The 21527-nt window shown below is 59.3% G+C and carries 26 protein-coding genes and 1 tRNA gene; 5 read left to right on the forward strand and 22 right to left on the reverse strand.

What is annotated here, in order from left to right; translation table 11 throughout:
• Positions 1 to 212 precede the first annotated feature (212 nt).
• The 3 genes from ACIY1O_RS13460 (at position 213) to ACIY1O_RS13470 (ending at position 2895) form a co-directional block, all read left to right on the forward strand.
• Complete coding sequence (locus tag ACIY1O_RS13460) at positions 213 to 1019, forward strand: aspartate dehydrogenase domain-containing protein (protein WP_397475609.1); 807 nt, start codon at positions 213 to 215, stop codon at positions 1017 to 1019.
• A 49-nt stretch (positions 1020 to 1068) separates the two neighbouring features.
• Complete coding sequence (gene kynU, locus ACIY1O_RS13465) at positions 1069 to 2325, forward strand: kynureninase (RefSeq protein ID WP_397475610.1); 1257 nt, start codon at positions 1069 to 1071, stop codon at positions 2323 to 2325.
• A 90-nt stretch (positions 2326 to 2415) separates the two neighbouring features.
• Positions 2416 to 2895 carry a MarR family winged helix-turn-helix transcriptional regulator gene (locus ACIY1O_RS13470; protein ID WP_397475611.1) on the forward strand — a complete coding sequence of 160 codons (480 nt, stop codon included), beginning with the start codon at positions 2416 to 2418 and terminating at the stop codon, positions 2893 to 2895.
• A gap of 171 nt (positions 2896 to 3066) precedes the next feature.
• On the opposite strand, the gene ACIY1O_RS13475 is transcribed toward ACIY1O_RS13470, so the two are convergent.
• The 8 genes from ACIY1O_RS13475 to petA all read right to left on the reverse strand — a co-directional run bounded on the left by ACIY1O_RS13475 (position 3067) and on the right by petA (position 9842).
• Positions 3067 to 3142, reverse strand: a tRNA-Thr gene (locus tag ACIY1O_RS13475).
• Positions 3143 to 3255: 113 nt separating this feature from the next.
• Complete coding sequence (locus ACIY1O_RS13480; RefSeq protein ID WP_397475612.1) at positions 3256 to 4143, reverse strand: universal stress protein; 888 nt, start codon at positions 4141 to 4143, stop codon at positions 3256 to 3258.
• Positions 4144 to 4205: 62 nt separating this feature from the next.
• Entirely contained in the window at positions 4206 to 5327 is a 1122-nt protein-coding gene (locus tag ACIY1O_RS13485; protein WP_397475613.1) for a baeRF11 domain-containing protein, read from the reverse strand.
• Between the two features lie 275 nt (positions 5328 to 5602).
• Positions 5603 to 6043 (reverse strand): ClpXP protease specificity-enhancing factor, encoded by a 441-nt coding sequence (locus ACIY1O_RS13490; protein WP_397475614.1) that lies wholly within the window; start codon positions 6041 to 6043, stop codon positions 5603 to 5605.
• Between the two features lie 47 nt (positions 6044 to 6090).
• Entirely contained in the window at positions 6091 to 6699 is a 609-nt protein-coding gene (locus ACIY1O_RS13495) for a glutathione S-transferase N-terminal domain-containing protein (RefSeq protein ID WP_397475615.1), read from the reverse strand.
• A 178-nt stretch (positions 6700 to 6877) separates the two neighbouring features.
• Positions 6878 to 7720: a cytochrome c1 gene (locus tag ACIY1O_RS13500; RefSeq protein WP_397475616.1), complete on the reverse strand. Its 843-nt coding sequence runs from the start codon at positions 7718 to 7720 to the stop codon at positions 6878 to 6880.
• Between the two features lie 19 nt (positions 7721 to 7739).
• The gene (locus ACIY1O_RS13505; protein ID WP_397475617.1) at positions 7740 to 9128 is read right to left on the reverse strand and encodes a cytochrome b; all 1389 of its coding nucleotides are present in this window, start codon (positions 9126 to 9128) and stop codon (positions 7740 to 7742) included.
• A 54-nt stretch (positions 9129 to 9182) separates the two neighbouring features.
• Complete coding sequence (gene petA / locus ACIY1O_RS13510) at positions 9183 to 9842, reverse strand: ubiquinol-cytochrome c reductase iron-sulfur subunit (protein WP_397475618.1); 660 nt, start codon at positions 9840 to 9842, stop codon at positions 9183 to 9185.
• 126 nt (positions 9843 to 9968) lie between these two features.
• Here petA and mscL point away from each other — a divergent pair, with 126 nt between their 5' ends.
• Positions 9969 to 10427 (forward strand): large conductance mechanosensitive channel protein MscL, encoded by a 459-nt coding sequence (gene mscL, locus ACIY1O_RS13515; protein ID WP_397475619.1) that lies wholly within the window; start codon positions 9969 to 9971, stop codon positions 10425 to 10427.
• A 49-nt stretch (positions 10428 to 10476) separates the two neighbouring features.
• On the opposite strand, the gene ACIY1O_RS13520 is transcribed toward mscL, so the two are convergent.
• The gene (locus ACIY1O_RS13520) at positions 10477 to 11253 is read right to left on the reverse strand and encodes a Nif3-like dinuclear metal center hexameric protein (RefSeq protein ID WP_397475620.1); all 777 of its coding nucleotides are present in this window, start codon (positions 11251 to 11253) and stop codon (positions 10477 to 10479) included.
• A gap of 16 nt (positions 11254 to 11269) precedes the next feature.
• On the opposite strand from ACIY1O_RS13520, the gene ACIY1O_RS13525 reads away from it, so the two are divergent.
• Positions 11270 to 12442, forward strand: coding sequence for a S1C family serine protease (locus tag ACIY1O_RS13525; protein ID WP_397475621.1), 1173 nt, complete (start codon positions 11270 to 11272; stop codon positions 12440 to 12442).
• Between the two features lie 10 nt (positions 12443 to 12452).
• Here the strand turns inward: ACIY1O_RS13525 and tatC are convergent, their stop codons facing one another.
• From tatC to ACIY1O_RS13590, 13 genes are all read right to left on the reverse strand, one after another.
• Entirely contained in the window at positions 12453 to 13214 is a 762-nt protein-coding gene (gene tatC / locus ACIY1O_RS13530; protein WP_397475622.1) for a twin-arginine translocase subunit TatC, read from the reverse strand.
• Positions 13211 to 13729: a Sec-independent protein translocase protein TatB gene (tatB, locus tag ACIY1O_RS13535; RefSeq protein ID WP_397475623.1), complete on the reverse strand. Its 519-nt coding sequence runs from the start codon at positions 13727 to 13729 to the stop codon at positions 13211 to 13213. Before tatB ends, tatC begins: the two co-directional genes overlap by 4 nt.
• 141 nt (positions 13730 to 13870) lie before the next feature.
• A complete protein-coding gene (gene tatA / locus ACIY1O_RS13540) occupies positions 13871 to 14104 on the reverse strand; it encodes a Sec-independent protein translocase subunit TatA (RefSeq protein ID WP_397475624.1) in 234 nt (77 codons plus the stop codon).
• A gap of 143 nt (positions 14105 to 14247) precedes the next feature.
• Positions 14248 to 14595 (reverse strand): phosphoribosyl-ATP diphosphatase, encoded by a 348-nt coding sequence (locus tag ACIY1O_RS13545; RefSeq protein WP_397475625.1) that lies wholly within the window; start codon positions 14593 to 14595, stop codon positions 14248 to 14250.
• Entirely contained in the window at positions 14592 to 14999 is a 408-nt protein-coding gene (gene hisI, locus ACIY1O_RS13550; protein ID WP_397475626.1) for a phosphoribosyl-AMP cyclohydrolase, read from the reverse strand. The genes ACIY1O_RS13545 and hisI overlap by 4 nt, the downstream gene beginning before the upstream one ends.
• Before the next feature lie 2 nt (positions 15000 to 15001).
• On the reverse strand, positions 15002 to 15802 hold the full coding sequence (hisF, locus tag ACIY1O_RS13555; RefSeq protein WP_397475627.1) for an imidazole glycerol phosphate synthase subunit HisF: 801 nt from the start codon (positions 15800 to 15802) through the stop codon (positions 15002 to 15004).
• A complete protein-coding gene (hisA, locus tag ACIY1O_RS13560) occupies positions 15799 to 16542 on the reverse strand; it encodes a 1-(5-phosphoribosyl)-5-[(5-phosphoribosylamino)methylideneamino]imidazole-4-carboxamide isomerase (protein WP_397475628.1) in 744 nt (247 codons plus the stop codon). Before hisA ends, hisF begins: the two co-directional genes overlap by 4 nt.
• A gap of 47 nt (positions 16543 to 16589) precedes the next feature.
• The gene (gene hisH, locus ACIY1O_RS13565; protein WP_397475629.1) at positions 16590 to 17243 is read right to left on the reverse strand and encodes an imidazole glycerol phosphate synthase subunit HisH; all 654 of its coding nucleotides are present in this window, start codon (positions 17241 to 17243) and stop codon (positions 16590 to 16592) included.
• 21 nt (positions 17244 to 17264) lie between these two features.
• Positions 17265 to 17852 (reverse strand): imidazoleglycerol-phosphate dehydratase HisB, encoded by a 588-nt coding sequence (hisB, locus tag ACIY1O_RS13570; protein ID WP_397475630.1) that lies wholly within the window; start codon positions 17850 to 17852, stop codon positions 17265 to 17267.
• 92 nt (positions 17853 to 17944) lie between these two features.
• A complete protein-coding gene (gene hisD, locus ACIY1O_RS13575) occupies positions 17945 to 19246 on the reverse strand; it encodes a histidinol dehydrogenase (protein ID WP_397475631.1) in 1302 nt (433 codons plus the stop codon).
• Between the two features lie 101 nt (positions 19247 to 19347).
• A complete protein-coding gene (hisG, locus tag ACIY1O_RS13580) occupies positions 19348 to 20019 on the reverse strand; it encodes an ATP phosphoribosyltransferase (RefSeq protein ID WP_397475632.1) in 672 nt (223 codons plus the stop codon).
• Positions 20016 to 21278, reverse strand: coding sequence for a UDP-N-acetylglucosamine 1-carboxyvinyltransferase (gene murA, locus ACIY1O_RS13585; protein ID WP_397475633.1), 1263 nt, complete (start codon positions 21276 to 21278; stop codon positions 20016 to 20018). The genes hisG and murA overlap by 4 nt, the downstream gene beginning before the upstream one ends.
• Positions 21271 to 21519, reverse strand: a complete 249-nt coding sequence (locus ACIY1O_RS13590) for a BolA family protein (protein WP_017523125.1) — start codon at positions 21517 to 21519, stop codon at positions 21271 to 21273. The genes murA and ACIY1O_RS13590 overlap by 8 nt, the downstream gene beginning before the upstream one ends.
• Between the last annotated feature and the right edge of the window lie 8 nt (positions 21520 to 21527).

Here is a 21527-nt window from a genome sequence, read left to right on the forward strand (position 1 = left end):
GCGTCAGATAGCAGCGCCCATTGTTGGAGCTGTCGTGTATTACCAGTTGTCATCACTGGCCTTGGCGCTGGGGCTCAATCCATCCGATTTAAAGCTGGTAACGGGTCTGTTTGTCCTGCTGACAATTGGCTGGCCTTATTTGGTGGGCCGTAAGGTCAGTGGGACAGGTCTATAACACCGCGCTTCTTGGGCATCGGTCAATGGAGGAAGTTATGTTGTCGTCGGTTCGAACCCGGGTAGGGGTGGCAGGATATGGGTTTATTGGCCGGCACCTATGCGAAACGATCAATAGCCACCCTGAATGGGGTCTGGAGCTTGCTTTCGTGTGGAACCGGGATGGCGGCAAACTGGCAGGCCTGCCGAAGTCTATTGTGCTTGATGACCTGAGCCGCTTTGCCGACTATGCCCCCGACTTAATCGTCGAATGCGCGCATCCGTTGATTACGTTGAATCACGGTGAAGCTTTTTTACGTCGGGCCGATTATCTGCCTTTATCGGTCAATGCCCTGGCGGACGGCGAGCTTGCGACGCGCCTTACGCAAGCCGCGCAAAGTAGCGGACGACGCTTGTTCATACCCCACGGTGCCTTGATCGGCCTGGACAATCTGGTCGAAGTACGGGATATGTGGGAAGCCGTCACCATTACCTTTAAAAAACATCCCGACAATATCGACTTCAGTGATAGCGGAATATCCGCATCCGGCTTTGATGAGGCGACGGTTGTTTACGACGGCCCTGTCCGCGGTATCGCGCGCTTGTTTCCCCGCAACGTCAATACCATGACAACCTGCGCCTTGGCCACCGTTGGCCTGGACCGCTGCCGGGCGGTGTTGATCGCCGATCCAAATTTAAAAGTGGCTATCGCCGAAGTACGCGCGCAGGGTAAAGACGGTTCCGTGCATGAGTCCCGCAAGGTGCAGCCGGTCGTAGGAGTTTCGGGGACGGAAATGCTGGCGGCCCAGGTCGGCTCCGTGCTGCGCGCCGCCGCCGTCTGTCCGCCCGGAATGAACTTTGTTTGACCACGCAAAGCGATATTGCGTTGACGTTGAAACACTTCGAGAGATCACCATGACGACACCCGATACATCAATGGCCGGGCTGGACGCAGCCCTATTGGATGAACAAGATTCGCTGCGCCAATTTCGGCAGCGCTTTCATTTGCCCGAAGACGTGATTTATCTGGACGGAAACTCTTTGGGCCCTGCCAGCCATGCCGCCCTGGCGGCGCTGAAGCGGGCCGCCCACGACGAATGGGCCGAGGGCTTGATCCGCAGCTGGAACACGGCGGGCTGGTTCAAGCTGCCTAAAACGCTGGGTAGCCGTATTGCTCCCTTGGTAGGGGCGGCTTCTGAACAGGTAATTGTGTGCGATACGGTTACCTTGAACTTGTATAAGCTCTTGCATGCCGCCCTTACTTTACGCCCGGGGCGCCGTCGCATCGTCGCCGAGGCCGGTAGTTTCCCCACTGATTTGTACATTGCCCAGGGCGTGGCACGGCATTTTCCTGGAGTCGAACTAAAACTTTCGGGCCGCGACGGAGACACCCTTGAAGAGTTGATCGATGAAGACACAGCGGTGGTGCTCGTCAACCATGTCGACTACCGCAGCGGTGTATTGCAAGACATGGCAGCGTTAACGGCAATCGCCCACCAGGCGGGGGCGCTGGCGGTGTGGGACTTATGCCATTCTGTAGGCGCCATGCCTATTGAGCTGGATGCCTGCCAAGTCGATTTTGCCGTGGGGTGCACGTATAAGTATCTTAACGGCGGCCCCGGAGCCCCAGCCTTGGCCTACGTGGCGGAACGTCATCATGCCCGGTTGGAACAACCTTTGGCGGGCTGGTGGGGGCATGCACGCCCTTTTGATTTCGACACCGACTACACCCCGGCGCCAGGCGTACAAAGCTTGCAGACAAGCACGCAGGCGATGCTGTCCATGCGCTGTCTGAGCGGGGCGCTTGACGACTGGGACGAAGTCGATCTACACGCGTTGCGTGAAAAAAGCTTGCAGCTGACGCAATACTTCATGGACTTGGTAGAAGCGCGGCTGTCGGCATACCCGCTGCGGTGCATTACCCCCACGCGCCCCGAGCAGCGTGGAAGCCAGGTCTCCATACAGTTCGAGCATGCTTATCCGATGGTGCAGGCCTTGATAGCCCGAGGTGTAATCGGTGACTTTCGAGCGCCGGACGTGATGCGGTTTGGGTTTACGCCTCTGTACCTCGGTTTTTCAGACGTCGCGCGTGCGGTCGAAATAATGCAAGATCTACTTGATACCGAAACCTGGAAGGATCCAGCTTACGCGGTCCGGCAGGCCGTGACTTAAATTGCGGGGCCCGCACGGGAAATGCCAGCCCGTAAGCCGGCCAACGCGGATATGGGCGTATCGGGTAAATACAAAGCGGACGAGAATGGAATGAATGTGGATCAATGCGTCAGTTACGATGAGAACCAGACGGACGCGATGACGGTGCCGGTGGGTTTCGAAGTGCAGCAACTGCTTTCGCACTTGCTGCGTCGCGCGCATTTCTATGCCGAGTCAGAGTTTGTGGGCGCCTATCCGGGCTTGGACGCGACATCCCGTCAGCTGGCATTGTTATTTACCATCAATCGCATGCCTGGGGCAACGCAAATTGACCTGGCCCAAGCCGTAGGTATTGACAGCAATACGTTTAGCGATCTGGCTAAGCGCAGCGAACAAAAAGGCTTGCTGAAGCGCGTGCGCATGGCCAGCGACCGCCGTGCCTGGGGCCTGTACTTAACTGAGCTTGGAAGGAGCCTGGTGGCGCAAGCTGCGATACTGACGCCGGATTATCAGAATAGTCTGGCCAGACGGCTATCAGAACAAGAAGCGCTGCAGTTGGTATCGTTGTTGAAGAAGATGCTGGATTTATAGGCCGAGTGTGGATATGAAAAGAACATACGACTGTCACAGAAAGCTGGGCCTACAACCGGCCGCCTCTTCATTTGGCCTTTCATACCATATCGATTGGTGAGCCAACACAGTACACAGCATGGAAAGCAAAACGCCAACCCCGAAGGATTGGCGTATGTACCCTGATAACTGTGGTGCCGGCTAGAAGAGTCGAACTCCTGACCTTCGCATTACAAGTGCGCTGCTCTACCAACTGAGCTAAGCCGGCACAGCGCAACATTGTAGCAGAGATAGATTGCTTGCACTCAGCTGCATCTTATTGTTCTCAAGGGCGCCGAAGAGGGTGCATTCCGTGTGGCCCCGGTTCCTGCACAAGCGTGTTCAGGCTGCGGTAGCAGGCACTACCAGAACATCGCATTTTGCTCCGGCGAGAACTTCCCGGGCGACGCTTCCAAGCAGGTGTTGCGCCACTGCGTTTGCGCCCTGGGTGCCCAGAGCCACTAGATCGACCTGTTTTCGGCGCGAGACCCGAATAAGTGCAGTGGGAGCATCCCCTCTGACGATTCTGGCACGCATCATCTTTGGAAGCCGGCCGTTTTCTCCGTAGATGTTCAAGATCTGCTGACGTACTTTTTTAGCCCTGGCGTCTCGATATTGATCAATGTCAGTTTGGGAAGTGCCGGCTTCGTGCATGGCCTGTTCGACCACTAGCGGAATTTCAAAGACGTGGATAAGCTCGCGCAAAGCCTCTGGAGATAAATGGGAAGCCCATAACGCAGCTGCTTGAGCATGAGTGGACAAATCCACTCCCACTACGATATGTCTATAAGGCGCGCTCGCATTCTCGCGGACCACAAGCACGGGACACGGAGCACATCTGACCACGCGATCGGCCGTAGAGCCGAACACTTTCTCGCGTAAATTCCTGGGAACGCCCGGTCCGATCACGATCAGATCGGCCCCACATGAATGGGCCAGACTCTCAATGATGCCATGGGGTTTTCCCGTTTCCACATGAATCGTGGGCGGCTTTTCTGCCGCGTCCAGAAAGCGCTGAAGTTCAGACCTGCGCTGATCTTTGATTCTGTCGATGAGCGTCGGTGCATCAATGGCCGGCGGGAGATCGGAGCTCAACGGGTCCATATCTTCGATGACATGGACACACACGAGCTTGGCTTTATGCTGATTGGCCAGTTGAACCGCCCGGCCAGCGACTCGCTCGCTGTCGCCATGAAGTGCCAGGGTGACCAGGATTGTTCTAATAGGCATGGAGATTCGTTGTTTCGGGCCGGCCGGAGGAACGGCGCTACGTCAGTTCATCCGGCTGGCTGTCAGAGGGAATAGCGCAGGATCGCCGCAAGGTCATGGCCACCGGGGATGTCTTTGCGTCGCACTCCCAGTACTCTGGCGCCACTGGAGAATGCCCGGGCAGTGATCTCGTCGATCACACCGTAGGCCTTGGCGTCGTCCGAATCGACGAAGGATACCGCGCCGGTTTCATCATCAACAAAGCCCGGCACGACCGCGTCAATGTCGACCATGAGCGTCTGGATCGCGCCAAACGTAGCTGCACGGGCTGCATCGGAAATGTCCGTTGTGGTACGGCGCTCTCCTGCCCGTTTTTCATACAGTGCTTTGATGTCTGTAATCTGCTTGGCATAGGCGTTGTCGAGGACCGGTCGCGCGCGCTTGGTCAGTTCGGCCTCGGTCAGATGGTCGGGGCTTTCTGCGATTGTATCGGGCAAGATGTTCGAATATGAACTGACTTGTTTGAATAAATCGGCAAGCCGTCCTGCTGCGGCGAGGACCAACGGTGTTTCGCGACCGGCGAGAATGGGCCGCAGCGCTGCGTCGATTTCACGCGCATATTGTCGAAGCAGGACGTTATGGCCTTCCATTCCGCGTATGCGGCTTGCGAAGACGCGCTCATTGTTCGGGGAGCGACCCACAGAGGAGGCCATGTCCTTGGGCAGATCAGGTACTTCAACCTCAAGGGCCGGTTGATCTGCGTTTAGTTCAAAGAGACGCACCGCGTTCTCGGACAGCGCGAGAATGAATGCGGTATGCGGGAAGGTGATTGCACGGAACAAGGGCTTGACATGAAACCTGTCTGCGACTTGCACCATGGAAACAAGGTCGTTCGCGAGCCGATAAGTCTGAACGTTATCCGGTGTCGCGAAAACGGCCAGGCTGTTTGCCTGGAAGCGCCAGAACTTGTCGTCATCGAGAAGGTCGTTGAGGTTGTCGATCAGTGCGCCCAAGCGCCTTTTATCCAGCGCGGCTTCCTCGAGCTGTGTTTGCGCCTCTTTGACGAGGTTGCCCATTTGGATGCGGGAAGCCTGAACGTCCTGAGTAATGGGCGTGGTCTTCAGATATATTGAAACGCAGGCATCGGCACGCTGATTTGCCAGCAGGGAAAACTCGATACGGCTCGGAATGTCGACATACAGCATAAATTTCACCTTTTGTTGGGTTCTATCCTGCGTGCTTCGGACGGAAACCAGCAGATATGGCTGCCAGCGCAAGGCAGATGATATTGGATTACACCTCGTGAAGCGTTAAGGCACTACGAGAATTGATTGGCAATGCTCAATTAGATTAGCACACCGGTAGTTTGGTGATCGAAGCGGCAAGTGGTGTGCAGGAAACAAAGCAGCACTTTCGGGGGCTACAAATATAATGCGCCGCTCTACCAGCTAAGCCAAGCCGGCTAAAGGCAGTGTTCTGCCTATTTAACGATGGTCAGCCGTGGCCGTTTCGGGTCGTCGTCGGTGGGGTCGGGCTTGTCGGATGCCGCAGTCTCGCTGGTTTCGGCGGTATCGGCAGAGACGTCACCGCTGCCAGGATAAGCCTGCGACTCTTGCACCTCGAACCCCATGCCGGCGCCGGTTTCTCGGGCATAGATGGCGGAAACCGCTGCCACAGGCACAAAGATATGTTCAGTGACGCCGCTGAAGCGTGCTTGGAACTCGATGTATTCATTGCCCAGGACCAGCCGGTTGGTGGCAAGCGTACCGATGTTCAGCGTAATCTGGCCGTCGTGTATGTGGGCTCGGGGCACGACGGTGTTGGCGTCAACGGTGACGACGATGTGCGGGGTATAGCCGTTGTCGGTGCACCACTCGTGCAGGGCGCGTATCAGGTAAGGCTTGGTAGAGGATTCGGGCATTGACATAGGCATTGGGCCCGGGGCCTAGGCCCCGGCGGGCATGGGCTTTAGCGGCGCATGACCTTCTCGGAAGGGGTGAGCGCCTCGATGTAGGCTGGGCGTGAGAAGATGCGTTCGGCGTATTTCTGGATAGGTGCGGCATTCTTGGGAAGCTCGATGCCGTAATGGTCAAGACGCCAAAGCAAGGGGGCGACGGCCACGTCCAGCATGGAGAACTCTTCTCCGAGCATGAACTTGTTCTTCAGCAGCAGCGGAGCCAGCTGCGACAAGCGATCACGGATGTTCTGGCGCGCGTTCTCAAGCACTTTTTCGTCGGGGGTGGCGCGATTTTCAAGCGCCGAGACATGGACGAAAAGCTCTTTTTCAAAGTTGTACAGGAAGAGGCGGGTGCGCGCGCGCATGACCGGGTCGGCCGGCATGAGTTGCGGGTGCGGAAAGCGCTCGTCGATATACTCGTTGATGATGTTTGATTCGTAAAGGATCAGGTCGCGCTCGACAAGGATGGGCACTTGTCCATACGGGTTCATGACTCCGATGTCTTCAGGCTTGTTGTAAAGATCGATGTCGCGGATTTCGAAATCCATGCCTTTCTCGAACAACACGAAGCGGCAGCGTTGCGAGAAAGGGCAGGTCGTTCCAGAGTAGAGAACCATCATGTCGAGGCATCCCATCCAAAAAATACTTGAGCAATTACGTGCTCAAAAAAATGAAATAGGCGTACTACTTTACGCCTATTTTAGAAATGCTGCCCTGGCGGGAGGGCCGGAGCGCAACAGTATTTGCCTGTTGCGCTCCGGCAGAAACCAGGGGTTGCGGTGTCAATGAAGCCGTAGCTTATTTGACATGCTTCCAGTAGGCAGCGTTAAGTCGCCATGCTACGACCAGGAACAGACCCAGGAACAGCAAGACCCACACACCCAGCCTTTTGCGATAAAGCTGGTTGGGTTCGGCCATCCAACCCAGGAAGTTCGCCAGGTCGGCAACGTTGTTGTCGAAGGCGGCTTGGTTTTGTCCTTGGAAGTTATGCTGGGTGGCTTCGCCGCCCCGATAATTCTGAAGGACTTCGGTTTTGGTGTCGGCATAGCCCATTGGGTCGTACGACGTATTTGTGCGTTGCCAGACCATGTTGCCGTCTTGTTCGGCTTTGTGAATGTGACTTTCAGTATACGTGACCGGGCCTTGCAGTTCCCACAGCACGTTGGGCATGCCAACGCTTGGGAATACCGCGTTGTCCCAGCCGGTTTTCTTGGTGGTATCGCGATAATACGTGCGCAAGAAGGTGTAGATGTAGTCTACGCCCGAGGGGCCCAGGTTGGCCGACTTGGCGCGAGCGATGACAGAAAGGTCTGGGGGCGCGGCGCCGAACCAATTGGCAGCGTCCGGGCGGGTCATGGCGATAGTCATGAGGTCGCCGATCTTGTCGGTGGTGAACAGCAGGTTCTTCTGGATCTGTTCGTCGGTCAGGCCCAGTTCGGTGAGCTTGTTGTAGCGCATGGAAACCGCACTGTGGCAGCCCAGGCAGTAGTTGACGAACAGCTTGGCGCCGTTTTGCAGCGAAGCCATGTTGTTGATTCGGTCGGGAGCGTTGTCAAGCTTGTACCCGCTGTCGGCGGCGAGCGCCACCGAGCAGGTGAGGGTCATGGCCAGAACGCCTAGCAACTTTTTGATCATGATCATTCCGTAAGTGTTATGGGCCTTAGTGAGCGCGGAACGTGATGCGTTCAGGAACCGGCTTGAACGTACCCAGGCGGCTCCACACGGGCATCAGCAGGAAGAAGCCAAGATAGATCAGGGTGCCGATTTGGCTCATCAGGTTGAAGACCGGGCTTGGCGGCTGGGTGCCAAGATAGCCCAGGATCAGGAATGTCACGATGAAAATGCCATACAGATACTTGTGCCACGTGGGGCGGTAGCGGATGGAGCGCACCGGCGAGTGATCAAGCCAGGGAAGGAAGAACAGAATGACGACTGAACCGCCCATGGCCACCACGCCCCAGAACTTGGCGTCGATGGTGCGCAGCAGAACGGCAACGATCAGCAGGATTACCGGCACGGCGATGCGCCAGATTCCGCGCAGATTGCCGCGCAGGAACATGGCCACGGCGCCCAATACCGATGCCGCCGCCAATACCCATGTGAAGTCGGCCGTAATGGCGCGCAGCATGGAATAGAACGGGGTGAAGTACCACACCGGAGCAATGTGCGGAGGCGTCTTGAGTGAATCGGCCGGGATGAAGTTGTTGAACTCGATGAAGAACCCGCCCATTTCGGGGGCGAAGAACACAATGGCGGCAAAGACAATTAAGAAGCCGGCCACACCCACCAGGTCGTGCACTGAGTAATAGGGATGGAAGGGGATGCCGTCAATGGGACGACCCTTGGCATCTTTGGGGCCGTCTTTGATTTCGACGCCGTCCGGGTTGTTGGAGCCCACTTCGTGCAACGCGATAATGTGCGCAACCACCAGGCCGATCAGCACCAACGGAAGGGCGATGACATGGAAGGCGAAGAAGCGGTTGAGGGTTGCGTCGGACACTACGTAGTCGCCGCGAATCCATAGCGAAAGCTCGGGCCCGATGAAGGGGATGGCCGAGAAGAGGTTGACAATAACCTGCGCGCCCCAGTACGACATCTGGCCCCAGGGCAGAAGGTAGCCCATGAAGGCTTCGCCCATCAGACAGAGGAAGATGGCCATGCCGAAGATCCAGACCAGCTCGCGGGGCTTGCGGTAGGAACCGTAAAACAGGCCGCGCAGCATGTGCAGGTAGACGACGACGAAGAACATCGAGGCGCCGGTGGAGTGCATGTAGCGGATCAGCCAGCCCCAGGGTACTTCGCGCATGATGAACTCGACCGAGTTGAACGCGAGTTCGCCGTCGGGCTTGTAATTCATTACAAGGAAGATGCCGGTGACGATCTGGATGACCAGCACCAATAGAGCCAATGATCCGAAGAAGTACCAAAAGTTGAAGTTCTTCGGAGCGTAGTATTCCGACATGTGCTCTTTGAACATCTTAGACAGCGGGAAGCGCCTGTCTATCCATCCCAAGAGTCCTGTCGTTTCGACGGTTTTTTCGCCAGCCATGAAACGGTTCCTTTTATATCTCTATCTTACGAGGCGTAATGGTTCAATGCGGGGTTAGGCCTTATTGTTTTCGTCGACGCCGATGACAACTTGTGTTCCATCGGCGGACAGCTCGTAAGGCGGTACCTCGAGGTTGTCGGGCGCGGGTACGTTCTTGTAGACGCGGCCGGCCAAGTCAAACGAGGAGCCGTGGCAGGGGCAGAAAAAGCCGCCCTCCCAGTTGGCGGGCAGGCCGGGACCCTGGCCGGCGGCCAGGTGCGGCGTGGGCGAGCAACCTAGGTGAGTACAGATGCCCACGGCAACCCAATATTTGGGGTCGCGCGAGCGGTATTCGTTCTTGGCATACTCGGGCGTGAAACCCGGACGGTCGGAGTGCGGATCGGCCAGGAACTCGTCGTTGTCCTTGAGGTCTTCTATTTGGGCCGCCGTGCGATGCATGACCCAGACCGGCTTGCCGCGCCACTCGACGGTGCGCATTTGGCCTTCGGGGATGCTTGTGAGGTCGACCTGAACCGGGGCGCCTGCGGCGCGAGCCTTGTCCGAGGGCGCAAACGAGCCTACAAAAGGAACGGCCGTTGCGACGCCGGCGATGCCGCCGACGACACAGGTAGTGGCCACCCATGTGCGTCGCGAGGGATCGGGGGGTAGGTTGGCATCGATAGCAACCGTTCCGTCAGCCGAAACGCCGCCGAACTGTGACTTGTCCTGACTCATGCTTGTATCCTTGTTCGTGCCCTGGCGGGCAGCGCGATTCAGAGTATTTTAGTGTGTTGGATATTCTTTCAACCGCGTATTATAGCGTTAGCCCGAACTGGGGTGAAATTACTAGGGGATAACACAATGAGTACGACGCGAGGTTTTTTGGCTGAATTCCGCGAGTTTGCCGTCAAGGGCAACATGATCGATCTGGCTGTCGGCGTGATTATCGGCGCCGCATTTGGCAAGATCATCGATTCATTGGTGAGAGATGTGGTCATGCCCATCATCAGTTTCATACTGGGAGGACAGGTCGATTTCACCAATTTGTTCTGGGTGCTGAAAGAGCCCGAAAACTATACGGGGCCGCGCACTTACGACGCCATGGTCGAGGCCGGCGGCAACCTGCTGGCCTGGGGCAATTTCATTACCATCCTCATCAACTTCATCTTGCTGGCGCTGGTGGTGTTCTTGATGGTCAAGGCCGTTAATCGCGCCCGCACCAGCTTCGAGCGCGACAAGGCGGTTGCCGAGCCGGCGCCCGAAGTTACGCCTGACGACATCCTGCTGCTGCGCGAAATACGCGACCTGCTCAAGAGATAAAGCATCGGGCCGATGCCGAAGGGCGCTTTGCCCTTTGGCGCCGGCCGCCCTAAACCGGGTTGTCCAGGTCGATGAACTCGACCTTTATGCCGAAGTGTTCTTCGATGGCCTGCCCTACCGCCTGCGCGCCATAGCGTTCGGTGGCATGATGGCCCGCGCCGATGAAGCCGACCCCGGTTTCGTTGGCCAGATGAAAATTCGGCTCGGAGGCCTCGCCCGTAACGTAGGCTTGCGCGCCCGCGTCGATGGCTTCCTGCATCCAGCCTTGTGCGCCGCCGGTGCACCACGCCACGCGTTCAATTGTCTGGTCGGGCCGGCCCAGCACCAGCGGTTCACGCCCAAGTGCGCCGGCCACGTGGCGCCCCAGTTGTTCTAATGTCAGGCCGGGTTGGCAGCGTCCGAGCCAAATCAGGTTTTCGGGGCCGCAGGTACGTGGATTGCCTTCGGCGTCTTGGTCGGGTGTAAAACCCAGCACTCGCGCCAACTGGGCGTTGTTGCCCAGTTGGGGGTGGGCGTCCAATGGCAGATGGTAGGCGAACACGTTCAACTCATGCTGGAGCGCCAGGGCGATGCGTTCGCGTTTGGCGCCAATGATGCGAGCGTCTTCGTTTTTCCAGAACCAGCCATGATGAACGAACACGGCATCGGCTTTTCGGCGGATCGCTTCTTCGAGCAAAGCGCGAGAAGCTGTGACTCCGGTGATAATGTGGCCGATGGCGGGTTTCCCCTCGACTTGCAGCCCATTGGGGCAGTAGTCGCGAAAGTGCTGGGGCTGAAGGGTGTCGTCCAGCCAGGTGGCCAGGTCTCTCGTATTAATTTGTTTCATTTTTGCCTTTAGTCCTATGCGTCGATTTTGGTTGCTCTTCGCCCAAACCGTGACAGTGTGTTTAGGCATTTTATTCATTGTCGCCACTTTAAGGCCCGACTGGCTGGCTCGCGCGCCCGAAACCCTGGCAGTCAAGCCCGAGGCGCCGGCTTCGCTTGCGGCAAGCACTGTGCCGCCGGGCCTGGCGGCATCTTATGCCCAAGCGGTTGCGCGAGCGGCGCCCGCCGTGGTCAATGTATACACCACCAAGCAGATACGTGAGCCGATCTCGCCCTTACTGAACGACCCCGAGCTGTCCCGGCTGCTGCGGGGGATGCCCGGGTTCACCCGCAAGCGTGAAGCTACAGCCCTGGGGTCTGGCGTTATTGTTCGTGCTGATGGCTACGTGCTGACCAACTATCATGTAATCGCGGCGGCGGACGCCATCGAAGTGGCGCTTAACGACGGCCGCGAGATGTCGGCCAAACTGGTGGGGGCCGACCCCGAAACCGACCTTGCAGTGCTCAAGGTTGATCTTGATGGCTTGTCGAGCATCACTTTCAGTGGCCAACACAATGTGCAGGTAGGCGATGTTGTGCTGGCCATTGGCAACCCGTTCGGCGTGGGCCAGACAACCACCATGGGCATTGTTTCGGCGTTGGGCCGGAATCGGCTCGGCATCAACATCTACGAGAACTTCATCCAGACCGATGCCGCCATCAACCCGGGCAACTCCGGTGGCGCGCTTATCGACACGCATGGCAGGCTGATCGGCATCAATACGGCGATCTATTCCGAGACCGGCGGCTCGCTGGGTATCGGGTTCGCCATACCCGCCATAGCGGCGCAGTCCATTCTCGAGCAGATCATTGCCACGGGCCGGGTAACGCGCGGATGGCTGGGCATTGAGCCACAGGACATCACGCCTGACTTGGCCAAGGCCTTCGGTCTGGAGCGAAGCGACGGTGTGGTCGTGGCCGGCGTGCTGCGAGGCGGACCCGCAGCCGGCGCCGGTCTGCGCGTGGGTGATATCGTTCTTGCGGTAGGCAGCGAACCGGTCGTGGATACGATCGGGTTTCTGAATCAGATTGCGAGTCTGGAGCCTGAAAGCAAAATCGAGGCGAAAATCTTGCGCGCGGGCCGGCAACGGGTTGTGCCGATACAGGTGGGAGCCCGGCCTTCACTGCGGGGTGCGGGCCGCGTCCAGTAGCAAGAATTCTTCAGGCTTGGTCGTTGCTGTCTTCGGCCGGCTCGCCGACGGGTTCCCGAGGCGTCAGGCGCGCCGATATAAGCAAGCCCAGCTCGAACAGCAGACACAGCGGCACGGCCAGCATGAACTGGCTCAGGACGTCTGGCGGCGTGACGACGGCTGCAATGATGAAGGCGCCGACAATGACGTAGCCGCGCGCGGCACGCAGTTTTTCGACGGTGACGATACCGGCCTTGACCAGTAATATGACGGCCACCGGCACCTCAAAGGTGATGCCAAACGCAACGAACATGGTAATGACGAAGCTGACGTAGGCTTCGATGTCGGGGGCGGGCGTGATCGACTGCGGCGCAAACCCGGCAATGAAGTGAAATACCGTGCGAAACACGACAAAATAGCAGAACGCCATGCCTGCAAGGAAAAGCACGGTGCTTGAAAAAATCAGTGGCAGTGCCAGGCGCTGTTCGTGCTTATATAGACCCGGTGCGACGAACGCCCAGGCCTGGTACAGCACTACCGGCAGTGCGATGACGAAGGCCGCCAGCAATGTCACCTTGAGCGGCACCATGAACGGCGTGATGACGCCTGTTGCGATCATGCGGGTGCCTTGCGGCAAGGCGGCGAGCATGGGTTGAGCCAGCACGTCGTAAATGGCAGAGGCGCCCGGGTATAGAAACAGTGCGATGAATATGATCAGCACAGCACCGACGGCCTTGAGCAGGCGCGTGCGCAGCTCGATCAGGTGGGAAATGAAGCTATCTTGCTGCGTCACGGCTGCGCACCTTTGTCGGTGTGGTCCGGATTATCCGGCGCGGTTACCGGAGCCTGTTTCTGCTCGAAGCCGGGTAGTGGAAGAGTGCGGGTGTCGACCTCTTCGTCCGGTTGCGCATCTTGTTCAACGGCTTCAGAAGGCTGTTTTTCCGGCTCGTCTTCCACAGTCGTAGGCGATGGCGATTTTTGCGCGGCATCAGCCAGCGTCTTGATGGAGTCGGATGCTTCTTTGAGCGCTTCCTGGGCCTCGTCGATAGGCGCGCGCCACGATTTTCCGGCTTCCTCGACAGACGACTTTACCGAGTTGGCCGCCTCTTGCATCTGATCTTTGAGGTTGCCGATTTCGGTGGCGTCCATCTCTTTGCGGATGTCGGTTTTCACGTCATTCACGTAGCGTTGGGCACGACCCAACAGGTGGCCCACGGTGCGAGCCACCTTGGGCAGTTTTTCGGGGCCGATCACAATCAAGGCGACGACACCGATCAGCATAATCTCGCTGAAGCTAAGTCCGAACATGAGTCAAAGCCGTTTAGGGCTGGTTATAGCGGCTAAAGGGAGCAACCACGACACCGTTGTAGGCGATATGGGCTGCGCAGGGCTGGCGTTGCGCGGCGGAGCCACGTAAAGACAAGAGCGGAATATACGCCGGCCGGAATGTCAGGAGCCGTTTTTCTCTTTGGCCTGAACGTCGATGGTTTCTTTGGTTTCCACGCGCTCGGTTGTGACCGACTCGGGCTTGTCGGCTTCGCCGGCGGCGTCGGCCATGCCCTTCTTGAAGCCTTTGACGGCTCCGCCAAGGTCTTCACCCATGTTACGCAATTTCTTGGTGCCGAATATAAGGGCTACGATGACCAGAACGACAAGCCAATGCCAAATGCTGAAACTACCCATGTTTATCTCCGTGAGGCGGCGTTTCCGCCTGCATTTAAATGGTGGCGGCTAACGCCTGTGCTTTGAATAATTCCATTCTACCTAAGGATGCCCGGAATAAGTGTCGCATGCCCGGGCGGCAGTCCAGCGTACGTGCACTTGGCTTAAGAGTCGCCCCGCGCCGCTTTCTCGGCCAGGCCCGACACGCCTTCGCGACGGGCAAGTTCACGCAGAACATCTTCGGGCCGCAGATTATAGTGTGTCAAGGCGACGAGGCTGTGAAACCAGAGGTCGGCTGTTTCGTAAACGATACGGTCGGGTGCGTTATCTTTGGCCGCCATGACCAGTTCGGTGGCTTCCTCGCCGATTTTCTTCAAGAAGGCGTCTGGCCCGCGCGCCAACAGTTTGGCCGAGTATGACGACTCGGGGTCTGCGCCGCGCCCCGGCAGGCGGGATTCGAGCGTGTCGGCCAGGCGGGACAGAATATCGGCGGGGTTGTCGGCGTGCTTCATTTGTAGATCAGTTCTGGGTCTTTAAGTACCGGGTCTGTGATTTTCCATTTGGGGGCGTCGGGCGCGCCATCGAGCCGGCGGAAGAAACAACTGGGCCGACCCGTATGGCAAGCGATTCCCCCCACCTGTTCCACCTTAAGAAGGACAACGTCGCTGTCGCAGTCGAGGCGGATTTCGCGCACGACCTGATGGTGGCCGGACTCTTCGCCCTTGCGCCAGAGCCTGCCGCGCGACCGTGACCAATACACGGCACGGCTGGTGGAAGCGGTTTCGGCCAGTGCGTCACGGTTCATCCAGGCGACCATCAGCACGGCGCCCGAGTCGGCGTCCTGGGCGATGGCCGGCACCAGGCCGGCCGCGTCGAAAGCGACGTCGTCAAGCCACGAAGTAGAGGTGGTGTCCATGATTACAGTCGCATGTTGATGCCCTTGCGGGCCATGAATTCTTTGGCTTGCGGGATGGTGAATTCGCCGTAATGGAAAATGCTGGCGGCCAATACGGCGCTGGCGCGGCCTTTGATGATGCCGTCCGCCAGGTGCTCGAGCTTGCCAACGCCGCCGGACGCGATGACGGGAACCGGCACGGCGTCGGAGACGGCCCGCGTAAGGGCAAGATCGAAACCGGCCTTGGTGCCGTCGCGGTCCATGCTGGTAAGCAGGATTTCGCCCGCGCCATAACTTGCCATTTTGCGGGCCCATTCGATCGCGTCGATACCTGTGGCCTTGCGGCCGCCGTGGGTGAAGACCTCCCAGCGCGCGGGTTCGCCGGCCTCGGAGGTGCGGCGGGCGTCGATGGCCACGACGATGCATTGCGAGCCGTGGTAGTCGGCCGCCGCTTTTATCAGTTCGGGGTTGGCTATTGCGGCGCTGTTGATGGAGACCTTGTCGGCGCCCGCATTCAACAGTCGCTGGATGTCGCTCACCTGGCGTACGCCTCCGCCCACGGTAAGCGGGATGAAGACTTCGGAGGCCACGGCTTCGATAATGGGCAGGATGAGGTCGCGTCCGTCGCTGGTGGCGGTAATGTCGAGGAAGGTAAGTTCGTCCGCGCCTTGCTCGTTGTAGCGGCGGGCTATCTCGATGGGGTCGCCGGCATCGACCAGGTTGACGAAGTTGACCCCCTTGACGACCCTGCCGGCCGTGACGTCCAGGCAGGGGATAATGCGCCGCGTCAGCGTGTTGTTCATCGGAATGTCGGCTTGGCTCATGATGGGTTCAGTTCATCGGCGAGGTCTTGGGCTGTGGCGAAGTCTATCGTGCCTTCGTAGATGCTGCGTCCCAGAATGGCGCCTTCGATGCCTTCATCTTCGACGGCGCAAAGCGCGCGGATGTCGTCAAGATTGGTGACGCCGCCCGATGCGATGATGGGAATATTGACTGCCTGAGCCAGCTGGACGGTAGATTCGATATTGACGCCGGTAAGCATGCCGTCGCGACCGATATCTGTGTAGATAATGGCTTCGCAGCCATAGTCTTCGAACTTGCGGGCGATGTCAATGACGTCGTGGCGGGTAAGCTTGCTCCAGCCATCGGTGGCCACCTTGCCGTCGCGGGCATCAAGCCCGACGATGATGTTGCCGGGGAAGGCGCTGCATGCATCGCGCAAGAACCCGGGGTCTTTGATGGCCGCCGTGCCGATGATGACGTAAGACAAACCGATGTCGAGATAGCGCTCAATGGTGTTGAGGTCGCGGATACCGCCGCCTATCTGCACGGGTATGTCATTGTCGATTTCTTCGAGAATTGCCTTGATGGCTGCCTGGTTCTTGGGTGTGCCGGCCACGGCGCCGTTAAGGTCGACCAGGTGCAGCCGGCGCGCGCCTTGCTCGAGCCATTGCGCGGCCATCAAGGCTGGTTCTTCGGAAAAAATGGTGGCGTCGCCCAGGTCGCCCTGGCGCAGCCGAACGCATTGGCCGTCTTTGAGGTCGATAGCGGGGATCAGAAGCATGATCGGAATTCGTTAAGCAAAAAAGGAAAAAAGGCGAAGAACGTGAATCAAGGGTTCCAGGCTATGAAGTTGCGATACAGGCGTAAACCCGCCTCAGCGCTTTTTTCGGGATGGAACTGCACTGCGAAAATGTTATCCCGAGCAACCGCACAGGTAAAGCTTACCCCGTAATGGGCCAGTCCTGCCGTTAGCGCTGGATCATTGGGCTGCACGTAATAGCTGTGCACAAAATAAAAATGGGTGTTGTCTGGAATGCCATCCCAGAGCGCGTGACGCTGCACGTGCTTGACCCGGTTCCAGCCCATATGGGGAACTTTCAGCAGTTCGGTTTCGTCAGCCGCGGCCGAAGGCGAGGCGTAGCCGGGGCCCGAGAAGCGTTTGACGCGGCCCTGGAAGATGTCAAGACAGGGCGTGTCGCCTTCTTCACTGTGGCTGAACAGCATTTGTTCGCCTACGCAGATGCCCAGCAGAGGCTTGCTATGCGCTGCCCGCAGCACGGCCTCGCGCAGGCCGGATTCATCTAATGTGCGCATGCAGTCAGGCATGGCGCCCTGGCCGGGAAACACCACCCTTGACGCGTTGTCGATCTGGCTGGCTTCGCGGCAGATGCGTACATCGGCATCAGGCGCAGCCGCCCGCAAGGCGCGTGCCACCGAGTGGAAGTTGCCCATGCCGTAGTCGACAATGGCGATAGTATTCACGATAAACGCTGGTCGGTTGGGTTACAGGACGCCCTTTGTGGACGGGATGGTTCCGTTGGCGCGCGGGTCGACTTCGGTGGCGGCGCGAAGCGCCCGTCCGAATGCCTTGAAGACGGTCTCGCATTGATGGTGCGCGTTCTCGCCCTTGAGGTTGTCGATGTGCAGCGTGGCCAGGGCATGGTTGACGAAACCCTGGAAGAACTCGCGCGCCAGGTCGACATCGAAGCGGCCGATCATCGCTCGGGTGAAGGGCACGTTGTAGAACAGGCCGGGACGACCGGAGAAATCGATGACGACGCGGGTAAGTGCCTCATCCAGGGGCACGTACGAGTGTCCGTAGCGGCGCAGGCCGGCTTTATCGCCCACGGCGGCGGCAAAGGCCTGCCCCAGCGCGATGCCGACGTCTTCGACCGTGTGGTGGTCGTCGATGTGGGTATCGCCGTCACAGTGGACGTCGAGGTCGATGAGGCCGTGGCGGGCGATCTGGTCCAGCATGTGGTCCAGGAAAGGAACGCCGGTATTGATGGTTTGACGGCCCGTGCCATCAAGGTTGATGGAGACGCGGATGCGCGTCTCGTTGGTGTTGCGGGTGATGTCGGCAGTACGCATGATGGAAAATGAAATAGTGGTCGGGTCGGGCGCCGGCTGCTTGCGCGGCCGGCGGCGTTGCGGTTCATGGGCGGCGCGATGTCTTTGTTATATCAGGACTCGAGCCGGTATTGCGCGCTGCCCGCGTGGGCTTGCAAGCCTTCTCCGTGCGCCAGCGTTGCGGCGATGCGCCCCAGGGTCTGGGCGCCTTGGCGGGACACATTGATGAGGCTGCTGCGCTTCTGGAAATCGTATACACCCAGTGGTGACGAAAAGCGCGCTGTGCGCGAGGTTGGCAGGACGTGGTTGGGGCCGGCGCAGTAGTCGCCCAGTGATTCCGAGCTATAGCGGCCCATGAAAATGGCGCCGGCGTGGCGAATTTTCTCGGCCCACAGCTCGGGTTGCTCGGTGGAGATTTCAAGGTGCTCGGGTGCGATGTCATTGGCGATTTCGCAGGCCTGGTCAAGATCGTCGACCAGAATCAGTGCGCCTCTGCCGGAAAGGCTGGCGCGAATGATGTCGGCGCGTTCCATGGTGGGCAGCAGGCGTTCAATGGCGGCCTCTACCTGGTCGAGGTAGGCAGGGTCGGGGCACAATAGTATGGCCTGGGCCAATTCGTCGTGTTCGGCCTGCGAGAAGAGGTCCATGGCGATCCAGTCGGCCGGCGTGGCGCCGTCGGCGATGATCAGGATTTCGCTGGGGCCCGCGATCATGTCGATGCCCACCGTGCCGAATACGCGGCGCTTGGCGGCGGCGACATAGGCGTTGCCGGGGCCGACGATCTTGTCGACGGCCTGTATGGTCTGCGTGCCGTAGGCCAGGGCTGCAACGGCTTGCGCACCGCCGATGGCCCACGCGCGATCGACGCCCGAGATGGCGGCGGCGGCCAGCACGATGGGATTGCGCAAGCCATCGGGGGTGGGCGTAACCATGATAACTTCGGGCACGCCGGCAACTTTGGCTGGAATGGCGTTCATGAGCACCGACGACGGGTAGGCGGCCTTGCCACCGGGTACGTAAAGGCCGACGCGGTCCAGCGGCGTTACCTTCTGGCCGAGCACTGTGCCGTCGGGCTCGGTGTACGACCAGCTTTCGGCTTTCTGGCGCTCGTGATAGACGCGTACTCGCCGTGCAGCCTCTTCAAGGGCCGCGCGCTGATCTTGAGGCAGGGCGCAAAGCGCCGCCCGCCACTCTTCGCGGGGGATTTCAAGCGCCTGTACCGACCCGGCCTCGACACGGTCGAAGCGGCGGGTGTATTCAAGCAGCGCTTCGTCGCCGCGATGTCGCACGTCTTTGAGCACGTCGGACACAACGTGCTCGATGCTGTCGTCCTGTTCGGCGTCGAAGGCCAGGAGGGTGCGCAAAGACTTGGCGAAATCGGGATCTTGCGAGCGAAGGCGGTTGATGAGCGACATGAAAGCGAAAAAATAAATCTTTTAAATCAAGAGTATATATTAATTTCCAGGGGCGCCTGGTTTTGCGTATTTGCCCGGTGCGCCACGTTCCACATGCGGGGTCAGACGCCCGACGCCTGCGCGAAGGCGTCGATCAGGGGCTGCAGTTTTTTTGCACGGGTCTTCAGTGAAGCCTGATTGACGATAAGGCGAGAGGAAATGTCCACGATGTCTTCCACGGCGACCAAATGATTGGCCTTGAGCGTATTGCCCGTGGAGACCAGGTCGACAATGGCGTCAGCCAGGCCCACCAGTGGAGCCAGCTCCATCGAGCCGTAGAGCTTGATCAAATCGATGTAGACGCCTTTGCGCGCGAAATGCTCGCGTGCGGCGCGCACATATTTGGTGGCCACGCGCAGCCGCGAGCCTTGCGCCACGGCGGCTTCATAGTCGAAGCCTTCACGCACGGCCACGCACATGCGGCACTTTGCAATTTCCAGGTCGATGGGCTGGTATAACCCGCCGCTATTGCCGGCGGCATGCTCGAACAGGACATCCTTGCCCGCGATGCCGAAGTCGGCGGCGCCGTACTGCACATAGGTGGGCACGTCGGACGCGCGCACGATGATCAATTGCAGGCCGGGGTCGCTGGTCGGCAGGATCAGCTTGCGCGACGACTCGGGGTTCTCGCTGACCTGAATGCCGGCGGCGGCCAGCAAAGGCAAGGTTTCATCGAAGATGCGTCCTTTGGACAGGGCCAGGGTCAGGGGTTTGTCCAGGGCTGCTGGGCTCATTGGGCCTCCGTGATGCGGACGATGTCGGCGCCGACCTGGCGCAATTTTTCTTCCATGCGCTCGTAGCCGCGGTCAAGGTGATAGATGCGTTCGACTGTGGTGGCGCCCTGGGCGGCCAGGCCGGCGATGACGAGGCTGGCCGAGGCGCGAAGGTCGGTCGCCATGACTGTGGCGCCCGAAAGGGTGTCTATGCCCGTAACCACCGCGGTTGGACCGTCGATATCGATCTGCGCCCCCATGCGGCGCAGTTCTTGCACATGCATGAAGCGGTTCTCGAAAATGTTCTCGACGATGACGGCAGTGCCTTCGGCGATGGTGTTCATGGCCATGAGCTGAGCCTGCATGTCGGTGGGAAATGCGGGGTATTCATAGGTGCGGAAGCCCACGGCGGACGGACGGCGGCTCATGGAGCCCCGCACCCAGTCGGGGCCGGTTTCTATCACCACGCCCGCCTCGGCCAATTTATCCAGGACGGCGCCCATGGTGTCGGGCGCGGCATGGCGCAGCATGATATCGCCGCCCGTTGCGCCCACCGCGCACAGGAATGTGCCGGCTTCAATACGGTCGGCCACGATGTGATGCGTTGCGCCGTGCAAGCGCTCGACGCCGTCGATGACGATGCGGTCAGTGCCGTGGCCTTCGATGCGCGCGCCCATCTTGATCAGCAGTTCGGCCAGATCGGTGATTTCCGGTTCGCGGGCGGCGTTCTCGAGTATCGTGCGGCCCTCGGCCAGCACTGCCGCCATCATCAGGTTCTCGGTGCCGGTAACGGTGACCATGTCGGTGCGGATGGACGCGCCCTTTAGACGCTTGGCGCGAGCCACCACGAAACCGTGCTCGATGTTGATTTCGGCGCCCAGGGCCGCCAGACCCTTGATGTGCTGGTCGACCGGGCGCTGCCCGATGGCGCAACCGCCCGGCAGGCTGACCCGCGCCTCGCCGAAGCGGGTGAGCAACGGACCCAGCACCAGAATGGACGCCCGCATCGTCTTGACGAGCTCGTAGGGCGCTTCCAGGCTGTCGACCTGCGAGGCATTGAGGGTGACGACGCCAGCTTCGGGCTGATGCGCCCTTACGCCCATCTGCTCGAGCAGTTTGAGCGTGGTGCCGATGTCTTTGAGCGCCGGCACGTTATGAAGCGTGATGTCGTCGCTGCACAGCAGCGCGGCGCACAATATGGGCAGGGCGGCGTTCTTGGCGCCCGAAACGGTGATTTCACCTTGCAGACGCTTGCCGCCCGTGATCGACAGTTTATCCATTCGGATTCGCTTTATATTCTTCGGGCGTGAGCGTGCGCATGGACAGGGCGTGGATTTCCTCCTTCATGCGCTCGCCCAGCGATGCATAGACCAATTGGTGGCGTGCGATACGACGCTTGCCTTCGAAGGCCGGACTGACGATCAGGGCCTCGAAGTGAGAGCCGTCGCCCGCAACTTCAATATGTTCACAGGGGAGGTGGTCAGCGATGTATTGACGCACTTGCTCGGGGGTAGGCAGCATGATGTGGA

Source organism: Pusillimonas sp., assembly GCF_044464525.1.
Classification (GTDB): Bacteria; Pseudomonadota; Gammaproteobacteria; order Burkholderiales; family Burkholderiaceae_B; genus Pusillimonas.

Excerpts from the sequence above, each read along its gene's own strand:
- ACIY1O_RS13460 (WP_397475609.1), top strand. The coding sequence starts at position 213 with ATGTTGTCGTCGGTTCGAACCCGGGTAGGGGTGGCAGGATATGGGTTT.
- kynU (WP_397475610.1), top strand. The coding sequence starts at position 1,069 with ATGACGACACCCGATACATCAATGGCCGGGCTGGACGCAGCCCTATTG.
- ACIY1O_RS13470 (WP_397475611.1), top strand. The coding sequence starts at position 2,416 with ATGAATGTGGATCAATGCGTCAGTTACGATGAGAACCAGACGGACGCG.
- ACIY1O_RS13480 (WP_397475612.1), bottom strand. The coding sequence starts at position 4,143 with ATGCCTATTAGAACAATCCTGGTCACCCTGGCACTTCATGGCGACAGC.
- ACIY1O_RS13485 (WP_397475613.1), bottom strand. The coding sequence starts at position 5,327 with ATGCTGTATGTCGACATTCCGAGCCGTATCGAGTTTTCCCTGCTGGCA.
- ACIY1O_RS13490 (WP_397475614.1), bottom strand. The coding sequence starts at position 6,043 with ATGCCCGAATCCTCTACCAAGCCTTACCTGATACGCGCCCTGCACGAG.
- ACIY1O_RS13495 (WP_397475615.1), bottom strand. The coding sequence starts at position 6,699 with ATGATGGTTCTCTACTCTGGAACGACCTGCCCTTTCTCGCAACGCTGC.
- ACIY1O_RS13500 (WP_397475616.1), bottom strand. The coding sequence starts at position 7,720 with ATGATCATGATCAAAAAGTTGCTAGGCGTTCTGGCCATGACCCTCACC.
- ACIY1O_RS13505 (WP_397475617.1), bottom strand. The coding sequence starts at position 9,128 with ATGGCTGGCGAAAAAACCGTCGAAACGACAGGACTCTTGGGATGGATA.
- petA (WP_397475618.1), bottom strand. The coding sequence starts at position 9,842 with ATGAGTCAGGACAAGTCACAGTTCGGCGGCGTTTCGGCTGACGGAACG.
- mscL (WP_397475619.1), top strand. The coding sequence starts at position 9,969 with ATGAGTACGACGCGAGGTTTTTTGGCTGAATTCCGCGAGTTTGCCGTC.
- ACIY1O_RS13520 (WP_397475620.1), bottom strand. The coding sequence starts at position 11,253 with ATGAAACAAATTAATACGAGAGACCTGGCCACCTGGCTGGACGACACC.
- ACIY1O_RS13525 (WP_397475621.1), top strand. The coding sequence starts at position 11,270 with ATGCGTCGATTTTGGTTGCTCTTCGCCCAAACCGTGACAGTGTGTTTA.
- tatB (WP_397475623.1), bottom strand. The coding sequence starts at position 13,729 with ATGTTCGGACTTAGCTTCAGCGAGATTATGCTGATCGGTGTCGTCGCC.
- tatA (WP_397475624.1), bottom strand. The coding sequence starts at position 14,104 with ATGGGTAGTTTCAGCATTTGGCATTGGCTTGTCGTTCTGGTCATCGTA.
- ACIY1O_RS13545 (WP_397475625.1), bottom strand. The coding sequence starts at position 14,595 with ATGAAGCACGCCGACAACCCCGCCGATATTCTGTCCCGCCTGGCCGAC.
- hisI (WP_397475626.1), bottom strand. The coding sequence starts at position 14,999 with ATGGACACCACCTCTACTTCGTGGCTTGACGACGTCGCTTTCGACGCG.
- hisF (WP_397475627.1), bottom strand. The coding sequence starts at position 15,802 with ATGAGCCAAGCCGACATTCCGATGAACAACACGCTGACGCGGCGCATT.
- hisA (WP_397475628.1), bottom strand. The coding sequence starts at position 16,542 with ATGCTTCTGATCCCCGCTATCGACCTCAAAGACGGCCAATGCGTTCGG.
- hisB (WP_397475630.1), bottom strand. The coding sequence starts at position 17,852 with ATGCGTACTGCCGACATCACCCGCAACACCAACGAGACGCGCATCCGC.
- hisD (WP_397475631.1), bottom strand. The coding sequence starts at position 19,246 with ATGTCGCTCATCAACCGCCTTCGCTCGCAAGATCCCGATTTCGCCAAG.
- hisG (WP_397475632.1), bottom strand. The coding sequence starts at position 20,019 with ATGAGCCCAGCAGCCCTGGACAAACCCCTGACCCTGGCCCTGTCCAAA.
- murA (WP_397475633.1), bottom strand. The coding sequence starts at position 21,278 with ATGGATAAACTGTCGATCACGGGCGGCAAGCGTCTGCAAGGTGAAATC.
- ACIY1O_RS13590 (WP_017523125.1), bottom strand. The coding sequence starts at position 21,519 with ATGCTGCCTACCCCCGAGCAAGTGCGTCAATACATCGCTGACCACCTC.